Source organism: Telluria sp. LT2P80 (genome assembly GCF_059685955.1).
In genome coordinates this window covers 162,247-174,419 of the sequence record NZ_JCASIO010000001.1, presented here as the reverse complement: position 1 = coordinate 174,419, position 12,173 = coordinate 162,247, and the positions used below count along the sequence as shown (strand labels likewise).

Annotated in this window: 13 protein-coding genes and 5 tRNA genes; 13 read left to right on the top strand and 5 right to left on the bottom strand. The window is 64.3% G+C overall.

What is annotated here, in order from left to right:
* The first annotated feature begins 5 nt into the window (after window positions 1-5).
* The 13 genes from AC56LW_RS00725 (at window position 6) to AC56LW_RS00665 (ending at window position 7,736) form a co-directional block, all read left to right on the top strand.
* On the top strand, window positions 6-392 hold the full coding sequence (locus tag AC56LW_RS00725) for a DUF4845 domain-containing protein (protein WP_499570533.1): 387 nt from the start codon (window positions 6-8) through the stop codon (window positions 390-392).
* 68 nt (window positions 393-460) lie between these two features.
* On the top strand, window positions 461-1,279 hold the full coding sequence (gene rnc, locus AC56LW_RS00720; RefSeq protein WP_183558245.1) for a ribonuclease III: 819 nt from the start codon (window positions 461-463) through the stop codon (window positions 1,277-1,279).
* Window positions 1,276-2,172 (top strand): GTPase Era, encoded by an 897-nt coding sequence (era, locus tag AC56LW_RS00715; protein WP_332530878.1) that lies wholly within the window; start codon window positions 1,276-1,278, stop codon window positions 2,170-2,172. The genes rnc and era overlap by 4 nt, the downstream gene beginning before the upstream one ends.
* Before the next feature lie 24 nt (window positions 2,173-2,196).
* Entirely contained in the window at window positions 2,197-3,015 is an 819-nt protein-coding gene (gene recO / locus AC56LW_RS00710; protein ID WP_499630685.1) for a DNA repair protein RecO, read from the top strand.
* A gap of 16 nt (window positions 3,016-3,031) precedes the next feature.
* On the top strand, window positions 3,032-3,814 hold the full coding sequence (gene pdxJ, locus AC56LW_RS00705; protein ID WP_499630682.1) for a pyridoxine 5'-phosphate synthase: 783 nt from the start codon (window positions 3,032-3,034) through the stop codon (window positions 3,812-3,814).
* The gene (gene acpS, locus AC56LW_RS00700; RefSeq protein WP_343025526.1) at window positions 3,811-4,218 is read left to right on the top strand and encodes a holo-ACP synthase; all 408 of its coding nucleotides are present in this window, start codon (window positions 3,811-3,813) and stop codon (window positions 4,216-4,218) included. The genes pdxJ and acpS overlap by 4 nt, the downstream gene beginning before the upstream one ends.
* A gap of 18 nt (window positions 4,219-4,236) precedes the next feature.
* A complete protein-coding gene (gene uvrC, locus AC56LW_RS00695; RefSeq protein ID WP_499630679.1) occupies window positions 4,237-6,237 on the top strand; it encodes an excinuclease ABC subunit UvrC in 2,001 nt (666 codons plus the stop codon).
* Window positions 6,238-6,436: 199 nt separating this feature from the next.
* The gene (gene pgsA, locus AC56LW_RS00690; protein WP_332530873.1) at window positions 6,437-7,015 is read left to right on the top strand and encodes a CDP-diacylglycerol--glycerol-3-phosphate 3-phosphatidyltransferase; all 579 of its coding nucleotides are present in this window, start codon (window positions 6,437-6,439) and stop codon (window positions 7,013-7,015) included.
* 87 nt (window positions 7,016-7,102) lie between these two features.
* Window positions 7,103-7,178 (top strand) — tRNA-Gly (locus AC56LW_RS00685).
* A 67-nt stretch (window positions 7,179-7,245) separates the two neighbouring features.
* Window positions 7,246-7,321: transfer RNA gene (locus tag AC56LW_RS00680), tRNA-Gly, on the top strand.
* Between the two features lie 76 nt (window positions 7,322-7,397).
* Window positions 7,398-7,473 (top strand) — tRNA-Gly (locus AC56LW_RS00675).
* Between the two features lie 37 nt (window positions 7,474-7,510).
* Window positions 7,511-7,586 (top strand) — tRNA-Gly (locus tag AC56LW_RS00670).
* A 76-nt stretch (window positions 7,587-7,662) separates the two neighbouring features.
* A tRNA-Cys gene (locus AC56LW_RS00665) sits at window positions 7,663-7,736 on the top strand.
* An 80-nt stretch (window positions 7,737-7,816) separates the two neighbouring features.
* On the opposite strand, the gene AC56LW_RS00660 is transcribed toward AC56LW_RS00665, so the two are convergent.
* The 5 genes from AC56LW_RS00660 to AC56LW_RS00640 all read right to left on the bottom strand — a co-directional run bounded on the left by AC56LW_RS00660 (window position 7,817) and on the right by AC56LW_RS00640 (window position 12,170).
* A complete protein-coding gene (locus AC56LW_RS00660) occupies window positions 7,817-8,224 on the bottom strand; it encodes a hypothetical protein (RefSeq protein WP_499630676.1) in 408 nt (135 codons plus the stop codon).
* A gap of 101 nt (window positions 8,225-8,325) precedes the next feature.
* Window positions 8,326-9,168, bottom strand: a complete 843-nt coding sequence (locus AC56LW_RS00655) for a universal stress protein (RefSeq protein WP_499630673.1) — start codon at window positions 9,166-9,168, stop codon at window positions 8,326-8,328.
* A 62-nt stretch (window positions 9,169-9,230) separates the two neighbouring features.
* The gene (locus AC56LW_RS00650) at window positions 9,231-10,286 is read right to left on the bottom strand and encodes an NAD(P)-dependent alcohol dehydrogenase (protein WP_499630670.1); all 1,056 of its coding nucleotides are present in this window, start codon (window positions 10,284-10,286) and stop codon (window positions 9,231-9,233) included.
* 145 nt (window positions 10,287-10,431) lie between these two features.
* Window positions 10,432-11,145 carry a helix-turn-helix domain-containing protein gene (locus AC56LW_RS00645; protein ID WP_499630667.1) on the bottom strand — a complete coding sequence of 238 codons (714 nt, stop codon included), beginning with the start codon at window positions 11,143-11,145 and terminating at the stop codon, window positions 10,432-10,434.
* Window positions 11,146-11,198: 53 nt separating this feature from the next.
* Window positions 11,199-12,170, bottom strand: a complete 972-nt coding sequence (locus AC56LW_RS00640; protein ID WP_499630665.1) for a diguanylate cyclase domain-containing protein — start codon at window positions 12,168-12,170, stop codon at window positions 11,199-11,201.
* Window positions 12,171-12,173 lie beyond the last annotated feature (3 nt).

Genomic DNA, 12,173 nt, shown 5'->3' with positions numbered 1-12,173 from the left:
TGCGTATGGTCCGGAGCAAACAGCAGGGCGTCACCTTGACCGGCCTGATCGTGGCCCTCGCCGTGATCGGCCTCGTGCTGGTCTTCGCGATGCGCATGATTCCGGCCTATATCGAGTACAACGCGATCAAGACCGCGATCGTCAAGACCAAGGCCGAAGGCGGCACGGTGCGGGCGATGCAGGCAGCGTTCGACCGCAACACCAGCATTAACGACGTCGAAGCTATTCGCGGCGCCGATCTGGTCTTCACACGCGACAATGGCGACCTTGAGATCAGCTTCGCCTACGAAAAACGCCTGCCCCTGGCCGGCAACGTCAGCATCCTCATCGATTTTTCCGGCACCACGGACCCGAGCGGCATCGTTGCCGAGGCCAGTACCGCCGCACCGTAACCGTACTTTCACGCCATATGGACTTCGTGGCAGGGCGCCTGGCGCCGGCCACGCACACGACACCGACAATGAATCATCAGTTATTGCAGACGCGCTTGGGCTACACATTCCGGGATGCCGGGCTGCTTCAGCAAGCCCTGACCCACCGTAGCCATAGCGCGCTGCATAATGAGCGCCTCGAATTTCTGGGCGACTCGATCCTGAACTGCGTCGTGGCCTCGATCCTGTACGAGCGCTATCGTGGCCTGGATGAAGGCGACCTGTCGCGCCTGCGCGCCAATCTCGTCAAGCAGCAGGCGCTGTTTGAAATCGCCCAGAAGCTCGACCTGTCGCAGTTTTTGCGCCTGGGCGAGGGCGAACTGAAATCGGGGGGCTTTCGCCGTCCGTCGATCCTGGCCGATACGCTCGAAGCCCTGCTGGGCGCGATCTTCCTCGATGCCGGCTTCGACAGTGCGCGCGACGTCATCCGCGCCTTCTATATTCCGCTACTCGACACGGTCGACCCGGGCACGCTGGGCAAGGACGCCAAGACGCTGCTGCAGGAATTCCTGCAGGCCAAGCGGATCGCGCTGCCGACGTATAATGTGGTGGCCACGCACGGCGCCGCGCACAGCCAGGAATTCGAAGTCGAATGCCTGGTGCCCAAATTGAGTGTGCAAGTGTTCGGGCGCGGTGGCAGCCGCCGCGCCGCCGAACAGGCTGCGGCCAGTCTGGCCCTGGGCGCCGCCCAGAAGGCGCTGGCCAAGTCGCCTGTGAGCCGCAAGGCCAAGCCGCGCACGGCCCAACTCAAGCTGGCCGGCATCGCCACCAATCAGGGCGGCGCCCCAGACCAATCCTTGGCGCCGGCTGCGGCAAAGCCAGAACAACCAGGAAGCAAAAAAGCATGAACGCCATCCCCGACAATTTCCGCTGCGGCTATATCGCCATCGTTGGCCGTCCGAACGTCGGCAAGTCGACGCTGATGAACGTCCTGATCGGCGCCAAGGTGTCGATCACGTCGCGCAAGGCGCAGACCACTCGCCACCGCATCACCGGCATCCAGACCCGCGACGACGCCCAGTTCATCTACGTCGACACGCCGGGCTTCCAGACCCGGCACGCCAATGCGCTGAACAAGACGCTCAACAAGACCGTCTCGAACACGCTGATCTCGGCCGACGTCGTCCTGTACCTGCTCGAAGCCGGCACCTTCGGCCCGGCCGACCAGCAAGTGCTGGAACTGTTGCCAAAGAACGTGCCGGTGATCCTGGTGCTGAACAAGTCCGACCACGTCAAGGACAAGGCCGTCTTGATGCCGTTCGCGCAAAAGATCGCCGCGATGCGCGAATTCGCCGCTGTCGTGCCGGTCTCTGCCAAGCTGCGCTTCCAGATCGATGCGCTGGAAAACGAGATCAAGAACCACCTGCCGCAGAATGCGCCCGTGTTCGGCCCCGACGACATCACCGACCGCAGCGAAAAGTTCCTCGCGGCCGAGATCGTCCGTGAAAAAGTGTTCCGCCTGTCGGGCGACGAATTGCCGTACACCAGTACCGTGCTGATCGAGCAGTTCCTGCAAGAGGGCAATCTGCGCCGCGTGTTTGCCGCCATCCTGGTCGAGCGCGACACCCATAAATCGATGATCATCGGTAACAAGGGTGCGCGCCTGAAAGAAATTTCGACGCAGTCGCGCCTCGATATGGAAAAACTGTTCGGCGGTCCCGTGTACCTGGAAATCTGGGTCAAGGTCAAATCGGGCTGGGCCGACAATGAAATGGGCCTGCGCGCCTACGGTTACGAGTAAGTTCCCGGAGCGCGCCCACACAGCATGCCGAGCCACGATGACCTGATCGACGACGCGCCCGAGCAGGCGGCTCCACCGGCCGCCAAGCGGACCCGCGCGTCGGCCAGCGCACCGACCCGGACCTCTTCGCGTGACGGCCGCGTGCTGGGCCAGCCCGGCTTCGTGCTGCACAGCTATCCCTACAAAGAAACCAGCCTGATCATCGACATGTTCACGCGCGACCATGGTCGCGTGGGTGTCGTTGCAAAGGGCGCCAAGCGCCCGTTCTCCAAGCTGCGTGGCGTGCTGCAAACCTTCCAGCCGCTGTCCGTGTCGTGGAGCGGCAAGTCCGAGCTGCGCACGCTGATCGACGCCGAGTGGGTCGGCGGCATGCTCCCGCTGGAGCGCACGGCGCTGCTGTGCGGCTTCTACCTCAACGAACTCCTCGTCAAGCTGCTGGCGCGCGACGATCGCCATCCAGCCCTGTTCGACCACTATGTCTCGACCTTGAACCAGTTGGCGCACGGCGAACCTGCGCAAATTGTCTTGCGAAAATTCGAACGGGCCTTACTTAAGGAGACAGGGGTTGCTGCCGACCTGAGTCGCTGCACGACGACGCGCAGCCGGGTGGAGGCGGGCGGTGACTATGTGGTGGACCCTGAGCGCGGCGCCCGCGAAGCCGGTGCCGGCGAAGTCTGGCCGGTGGTGCTGGGCAAGACGCTGCTGGACATGGAGCGCGAAGACTATACTGACCCGGCCACGCAGGCGCAGAGCAAGCAATTGATGCGCTTCCTGCTGGCGCACCACCTGGGCGGCCAGCCGCTCAACACGCGCCAGATCCTGATCGACTTGATGCAACTGTAAAACAAGAGCAAACACCATGAGCTTCCTGAATCCCGTTGGCCAGGTGATCGACCTGGGCGTGAACATCGACCACATCGCCACCGTGCGCAATGCGCGCGGCACGACCTACCCGGACCCGCTGCGCGGCGCGCTGCTGGCCGAGCAGGCCGGCGCCGACCTCATCACGCTGCATCTGCGTGAAGACCGCCGCCACATCCGCGACGCCGACGTGATCGCGTTGCGCCCGCTGCTGGCCACCCGCATGAACCTGGAAGCGGCCGTCACGCGCGAGATGATCGATTTCGCCTGCCGCGTCAAGCCGCAGGACGTGTGCCTGGTGCCCGAGCGGCGCGAAGAAGTCACGACCGAAGGCGGTCTCGATGTCGTGCGTTACTACAACGAGGTCGAAGCGGCCGTGAAGCAACTGAAGGACGAGGGCATCCGTGTCTCGCTGTTCATCGATGCCGACGCGCGCCAGATCGAAGCGGCCGCCGCCGTAGGCGCCACCGTCATCGAGCTGCACACGGGCCGCTATGCGGAAGCCACGCCGGACGAAGTAGCGCACGAGCTGGAACGCATCCGCTTCGGCGCGCGTGAAGGCGTCCAGCGCGGCCTGCGCGTGAATGCCGGCCACGGCCTGCACTACACCAACGTCCAGCCGATCGCGGCCATCAAGGATCTGCATGAGCTGAACATTGGCCACGCCATTGTCGGCCACGCCTTGTTTGTGGGCTTTGAAAACGCCGTGCGCGAGATGAAGGCGATCATGGTCGCGGCGCGCCTGGGCACGGCCTATACGAGCGGGACCGAGCCGGCATGATCTACGGCATCGGCACCGACATCGTCCAGATTTCGCGCGTGGAGGCAGCGCTGGCGCGCAGCGGCCCGCGCTTTGCCGAAAAAGTCCTCGGCCCGCAAGAGCTGGCCAAGTACCACGCCCGCAGCGCCAAGAACGCGGTGCGCGGTCTGCGTTTTTTGGCCACCCGTTTTTCGGCCAAGGAAGCGTTCTCGAAAGCCATCGGTACCGGGATCCGCATGCCGATGACCTGGCGCTCGATGCAGATGCTCAATGCTCCCAGCGGCAAGCCGATGATCGTCTGCAGCGGCGCGCTCGAAGAATTCATGCAGCAGAACCGGCTCAGCGCCCAGGTGTCAATCAGCGACGAAGCCGATTACGGCGTCGCGTTCGTCATCGTCACCCAGGCCCCTGCGCCAACAGCCTGACCCCTTTTCAAGAGATTCATGTCCGAAGCAAAGCCCGTCGTACCCACCACGCCCACTGACAGCGGTGCCGAACTCACGCCCGAACTGACGGCGCGCCTGGGGCGCGAACGCCTGGCGGAGGCGCGTGATCAGTCGCGCGCCGAGGCCAACCGCGAACTGAGCCCGAAGGTCGAACCCGACGTGCGCGCGCAGGTGCTCGCGACCGTCAATCGCCTGCCTGGTTTGCCTGGCGTCTACCGCTACTTCGACGCGGCCGAGAATGTTTTATACGTCGGCAAGGCGCGCAACCTGAAGAACCGCGTCTCGAGCTATTTCCAGAAGAATCTGTCGAGCCCGCGCATCGCGATGATGGTGTCGCAGATCGCGCGCCTGGAAACGACGATCGTCAGCAGCGAGGCCGAAGCGCTGATCCTTGAAAACAACCTGATCAAGTCGCTCAAGCCGCGCTACAACATCCTGTTTCGCGACGATAAATCGTACCCGTACATCAAGATCACGGGCGGCGAAGCGCCGCGCATGGCGTATTACCGCGGCGCGCTCGACAAGCGCAACCAGTACTTCGGTCCGTTCCCGAGCGCCTGGGCGGCCAAGGAATCGATCCAGCTGCTGCAGCGCGTGTTCATGCTGCGCACCTGTGAAGACAGCGTGTACGCCAACCGCACGCGGCCGTGCCTGCTGCACCAGATCGGCCGCTGCAGCGCGCCGTGCGTCAAGCTGATCGAGCCGGAGCAATACAAGCTCGACGTCGAGAACGCCGCGCGCTTTCTGCGTGGGCGCCAGAGCGAAGTCATGGCCGATCTGCAGAACAAGATGCAGACCTACGCGATGGACCTGAAGTTCGAGCAGGCCGCCGGTGTACGCAACCAGATCCAGGCGCTGTCGAAAGTGCTGCACGCGCAAAGCATGGAAACCGTGGGCGACGCCGATGTCGACGTCATCGCCGTCGTGCTGCAGGGCGGGCGCGCCTGCGTCAACCTGGCGATGGTGCGGGGCGGACGGCACCTGGGCGACCGTGCCTACTTCCCGAGCCATGTCGGCGAGTCGCTGGGCGAATGCCCGCTCGACGTCGAGGTGCTGTGCGCGTTCCTGGCGCAGCATTACGCGGGCCAGTACATCCCGGGCACGCTGATCCTGAACGTCGAGTTCGACCAGCCCGAGCTGATCCTGGCGCTCAGCGAGCAATGCGGCCACCGCATCAACCTCGTGCTGCAGCCGGGCGGGCAACGCCGCCAGTGGCTCGAGATGGCGCAGAAGGGCGGCGAGATCGCGCTGGCGCGCCTGCTGTCCGAGCAAGGCTCGCAGCAATTGCGCACGCGCGCGCTGGCCGACACGCTGGGGCTGGAGACAGAAGATCTCGACGCACTGCGCATCGAATGCTTCGACATCAGCCACACGGCAGGCGAGGCGACGCAGGCGTCGTGCGTCGTGTTCCACCACCACGCGATGCAGAACGGCGAGTATCGTCGCTTTAACATCAACGGCATCACGCCGGGCGACGATTACGCTGCGATGCGGCAGGTGTTGATGCGCCGCTACGAGAAAGTGGCGGCCGAGGTGCTGGCCGGCGCCGGCGTGATGCCCGACATCGTGCTGGTCGACGGCGGCAAGGGCCAGGTCGAGATGGCGCGCCAGGTATTCACCGAGCTGGGGCTGGACCTGTCGATGATCGTCGGCGTGGCCAAGGGGGAAGGGCGCCGCGTCGGCCTGGAAACCCTGATCTTCGCCGATGGCCGCCCGGCGCAGGAACTGGGCAAGGAATCGGCGGCGCTGATGCTGGTGGCGCTGATCCGCGACGAGGCGCACCGCTTCGCCATCACCGGCATGCGCGCCAAGCGCGCCAAGACGCGCCAGGCGTCGCGCCTGGAAGAGATCGAGGGTATCGGCGCGAAACGTCGCCAGCGCCTTCTGGCGCGCTTTGGTGGCCTGCGTGGGGTCATCGACGCCAGTGTCGAAGACCTGATGACGGTCGAGGGTATTTCGAGCGCATTGGCCGAAGAAATTTACCGGCAATTGCACTGAAGGTTGGCAGAGAGACGCGGCGCTCTGCGGCGCCGCCAATCTCTGCACCCGGTGTCAACCGGCACCGTGCCACAGCCGTTGAGCTTGCACGCACCGCAGCGTCCGCTGTTCGTCAACATTACCGACGAGTCAACTGGCCCAAACCCCCTTAGCCATGTAGACTTACGGCCAAGCATTTTCCACGGTAATCAGCTCCCCCATGCCTTTAAATATCCCGATTCTCCTGACCTGGTTACGTGTCGCCCTGATTCCGCTGGTGGTCGGCTTGTTCTATCTTCCGTCCGACTGGATGAGCCTGCAGGACCGCAACCTGGCTGCCACGTCCGTCTTCATCGTGGCCGCGATCACCGACTGGTTCGACGGTTTCCTGGCCCGCCGCTGGAACGAAACCTCCGCCTTCGGCGCCTTCCTCGACCCGGTCGCCGACAAGCTGATGGTGGCCGTGGCGCTGCTCGTGCTGGTCCAGCTCGACCGCGTCGACGCGATCATTGCCGGCATCATCATCGGGCGCGAAATCACGATCTCGGCGCTGCGCGAATGGATGGCCCAGATCGGCGCCACGCGCTCGGTCGCGGTCAGCTCGATCGGCAAGATCAAGACGGCGGCCCAGATGACGGCGATCCCGATGCTGCTGTTCCACGACCGCCTGTTCGGCATCGATATCCACTTCTGGGGCGAGTACCTGCTGTGGATCGCGGGCGTGCTGACCGTGTGGTCGATGTTCTACTATCTGCGCCGCGCCTGGCCCCTGATCAAGGAAAAAGCGGGCCCGATTTAATTAGTTTCCGGGCATCCTTGACGTACGGAATAGAATCTCTATAATGCCTGCCTGTTGCGACAACAACGCGACAGATTGAAAGACGAAGCGGGAGTAGCTCAGTTGGTAGAGCGCAACCTTGCCAAGGTTGAGGTCGAGAGTTCGAGCCTCTTCTCCCGCTCCAAAGATTGCAAAGTTGGCACGCGATCTTGGAAAAACGTCTGAAACCTGTCATAATCGTTGTTCTGTACGCGGGAGTAGCTCAGTTGGTAGAGCGCAACCTTGCCAAGGTTGAGGTCGAGAGTTCGAGCCTCTTCTCCCGCTCCAGTTTCGGCTGGTTGTTGCAGAACGTAGCATTGGCGTAGTAAAGCAGTAGATGTGATCAGTAATTGCATGGCTCTAAGCGGGAGTAGCTCAGTTGGTAGAGCGCAACCTTGCCAAGGTTGAGGTCGAGAGTTCGAGCCTCTTCTCCCGCTCCAGTGTCTTGCAAATGGCGTAGTAACGTAGTACTCCCCAGCGGGAGTAGCTCAGTTGGTAGAGCGCAACCTTGCCAAGGTTGAGGTCGAGAGTTCGAGCCTCTTCTCCCGCTCCAGAATTCCAGGAAGATCCATTCTTCCCTTGTTGATGCGGTGCATAACCGCCCGCATCACGAGTGCATCAAATCCTCTGGCGAGGTAGCAAAGCGGTTATGCAGCGGCCTGCAAAGCCGTCTAGGTCGGTTCGACTCCGATCCTCGCCTCCAGAACGCATCGCACGGGCCCTTTCAGGGCCCGTTTTACGTTTGCGCAGACGATACTGTCGACATCCCCGCGACCCAGCACCTCAGCCACAGAGCGGCGGCTGATACCCACGCAACTGCACGGCGGCCAGCGGCCGGATCCTGACGCCGCACCGGTGCGACGAGATGATGGCCGCCAGTGCCGACAACACCTCGCGCCCGATGCCGTGGTCACCGTCATCGACGCGCGGCGACACGTGATGCAACGCGCTGAGAATGCAGGCATTCTCGGCCCGGTGCTCCGCCAGTCCGGCCCACCGGACTTCCTCCATCACACGCTCTTCATCCCGGAAGGCCGTTTCGGTCCCTGCCACCAGGTCCGTCCAGCCGGCTGCGAAGGACGCTTCCGGCTGCGCCGCCAGCGCGTCGATCTGGCGGCACAATTGCGTGTGCGTGTGCCGAAGGGCAGTACCGAGGGCGTGCGCCGCTTCGTCGGCCGTGAGGCTGTGCATGATGGCTCCTTGGCCTGGTGGAAACACGAAGAATGTCTGCGGGTGCGAACAGTCGCCGGCAACCAGCGCGACGCCGGTGCTGCGTCGGAGACCGTGTGTGACTAGTGGCTTGTCAGCACGGGCACGACCGTACCGGCCAGCACGGTTTCAGTGACGCCGCCCAGCACCAGTTCACGAAAGCGCGAATGGCCGAAGTTGCCCATGACGATCAGGTCGTGTGCCCCTGTGGCGGCCAGCCCGAGCAGCGCCTCGCCGATGTTGCCGGTCGGTGCCGGCGCTGGCGTCAGAATCTCGACGTCGATGCCGTGACTGGCCAGGTAGGTGGCAAGCTGGGTGCCCGCCTGGACTTGCGTGCCACTATATTTTTGCGGGTGAAAGCATGCCGCCGTCACGCTGGCCGCGCGGCGCAGAAGGGGCAGGGCGGCGCGCACAGCCCGGCTTGCCTCCATGCTGCCGTCCCAGGCAATCAGGGGCCGGACGGGCACCCTGGTGACAGTGGTCGTGGACGGCACTACCATCACCGGGCACGGCGCATGGATGAGGATAGTGCGTGCCAGCGAGTAATCGTCGGCCAGGATTGCATCGGGGTGGGTGACCTGGCCGATCAGCAGCAGATCGCAATAGCGCGCCTCCAGCGGCAAGGCGCGGATGGCCGATTCTTCGCTGAGTTTGCTTTCCAGCGGTACGACGCCAGCGGCGCGTACCGCGTTTTCAAAGTCCGTCAACGTGCGTTTCGCGTTGTCGGTCAGGAAATTGTAGTCGTCCGGTCCGATGGGCGCGACGCCAGCGGCGGCGCTGCAACGGACGATGAATTCGATCGCGCCCGAGAGGGCGATGCCGGTCAGACGCGTCCCTTCGGCCAGCGCGATCGCCGCTGCCAGCCGGTAGCGTGCTTGCGCCAGTTCCGGCTGGCAGGCGTGGACGAGAATCGATTGGTAGGACATGGATTTCCCCTGGGTTGGTGACGTGGCGAACATGGTCGGGCGGGCCGAACAACGCCTGCTTGTCAGGGCGTGATCGCCACCTTCAGCACGCCGTCCCGCTGATTCGCAAACAGGTCGTACGCTTCTTCGATCTGTTCGAGCCGGAAGCGGTGCGTGATCATCGGCTGCAGGTCGAGCCGGCCGGAGGCAACGATGGCCATCAGACGGCGCATGCGCTCCTTGCCTCCAGGGCACAGCGTGGTGACCAGCGACTGGTCGGCCAGCCCGGCCGCAAAGGCGTCGATCGGCAGCGACAGCTTGCCGGAGTACACGCCCAGGCTCGACAAGGTGCCGCCCGGCTTGAGGGCGCGCAGGCAATGTTCGAACGTCTGCTGGGTGCCGAGCGCCTCGATGGCAACATCGACGCCCTGGCCACCGGTCAGCCGCATGATTTCGCCGACCGGGTCGGTTTCGCGGTAATCGATGGTGTGATCGGCCCCCAGTTGCCGGGCCATCTTCAGGCGCTCCGGGACGGCGTCGACAGCAATGATGCAACTGGCGCCGCGCAGTCGGGCGCCGGCGGTGGCGCACAGGCCGATGGGGCCCTGCGCGAAAATGGCGACCGTATCGCCGAGCCGGATGCCGCCATGTTCGGCGCCACCAAACCCGGTACTCATGATGTCCGGGCACATCAGCACTTGCTCATCGGTCAGGCCGTCGGGAATCGGCGCGAGGTTGGCCACCGCAAACGGCACCTTCAGGTACTCGGCCTGGCAGCCGTCGATCGTGTTGCCGAAGCGCCAGCCGCCGATGGCGTGGCCGCCGCACTGCGAATGGCGTCCGTCCAGGCAGGTATGGCACTGGCCACACGGCGTAATGGCGCCCACGACCACGCGCTGGCCAATCCGGTACCCGGTCACGCCGGGGCCCAGCTCGTGGATCGTGCCAACCGGCTCGTGTCCGATCGTCAGGCCCGGCTTGACGGGATACTCGCCCTTCAGGATATGGACGTCGGTGCCGCAGATCGTCGTCAGCGTGATCTTGATGACGGCTTCGCCGGGCCCGGCGACCGGAATGGGCTTGCGGTCCAGGATGATGCGGCCGGGGCCGGTGAAGACTGCTGCGTTCATCATGCTCATGAAAACCTCCGGTGTCTTCGTGCTTGCCGTCGCGCTGCCGGCGACGACAGGCCGACTGTCGTGTCATTCACGAGGATGACGGGGAGGGGCCGCAAAATCCATGACGTGCATCAAAACCGCCAGTGTGCCCTGGCGGCACGGCCAGTCACACCATCGGGCTGCAGGGCGAGAAGCCGCTTGCCATCTCGGCAATCCGTTGCGGATCGGTCAGCACCACGGCGCGCTTGTCGACTGTGATCAGCCCCAGCTTGGTAAAGCGGCCCAGCAGGCGGCTGATGCTTTCGATGGTCAGGCCAAGATAGCTGCCGATGTCTTCACGCGACATGCGCAACTGAAATTGCGCGGGAGAATAGCCGCGCGCCGCATAGGCCGCTCCCATGTCGGCCAGGAATGTCGCCATCCGCTGCTCCGCCCGCATATGGCCAAGCAACAGCATCAGATGCTGTTCCCGGTTGATTTCGCAGCTCATCAAGCGGTAGAAACGACGATGCAGGCCGGGAATGTCCTCGAACAGGCGTTCAAGCCCCGCGAACGGCAATTCGCACACGATGCTGTCCTCGAGCGCGATGGCGTCGGACTGGTGGATGCCCGTGCCCACGGCCTCCAGCCCCATCAGTTCGCCGGCCATCGGGAAGCCGGTGATCTGGTCCCCCGCAGGACCGCGCCGGCGGGTCTTGAAGAAACCGCAGCGCAGCGCGTACAGGCTGCGCAGTGGCTGGCCGGTGCGGTACAGCGTGTCGCCGGCCGCGACGCGGCGATGCTGGCCAACCAGGCGGTCGAAGCGCATCTTGCTGCCCGAGTCCAGGCCGGTGGACAGGCACAGGCCACCGGTGTTGCAGTCACCGCACTGGCCCTTCATGACTGTTAGCAAACCGGGTGGGGCCGGACCGGGGGATATGCGTAACGGTGCATTCATGGTGGTAGTACCTCATGGTGGTATTGCTTTCCGCCTGCCGTGGTGGCGGCGGAAACATGGATGGGGCGTGCGCTGCCGCTTGCTGCACGCTTGGCGGCATACATCGCGGCGTCGGCATGGGCAATCAGTTTCGCCGGCGTGGTGCCATCACGTGGAAACACGGCGACGCCGATACTGGCTGACAGGCAGATTGCCTTGCCATCGATGACGATCGGCGCGCGCGCGGCAACGGCCACGCGGGCGAGCAGGGCGGCCAGCAGCGCGTCGTCGTGCATGCCGGGCAGTGCGGCGACGAACTCGTCGCCGCCAAAGCGCGCCAGCGTGTCGGACCCGCGCAGTGCAGCGCGCAGGTTCTGGGCGATGCTGGCCAACAGGCGGTCGCCGGCCGGATGGCCCATGCTGTCATTGACCTGCTTGAAACCATCGAGGTCGATAAAGGCGAGCGCCACGCTGGACGAGGCTTCACGTGCGCATGCCAGCAGCTGTTCCAGCCGCTCGCCAAGCAGGACGCGGTTGGGCAGGCCGGTCAGCGCGTCGTAGTTGGCGCGTTCTTCGAGACGGCGGCGCTGCAGGCTGGCGCTGGTGACATCGGCGAACATGGCGATGTAGTGGTGCGGCGTGCCGTCGGCGCCCGGGACCGCAACGATTGTCAGGCGCTCGGCGAACAGGGTGCCATCCTTGCGCCGGTTCCAGGCTTCGCCCTGCCAGTAGCCCTGACTGGTGATCGCTTGCCACATGCGGGCATAGAATGCCTGGTCTTGCACGCCCGACTTGAGGATGCGCGGGTTCTTGCCGCACACGTCGTCTTCGGTGTACCCGGTGATGGCGCAAAATGCGCGGTTGACGGCGAGGATCGTGCCATCCAGGGCCGTGATCATGATGGCGTCGCGGCTGTGATGGAACACGGACGCCGCCAGTTCCCCGGCAGTGCTGGCGCAAGCTGGCTGGATGGCTGGCGTGGATGTCATGAC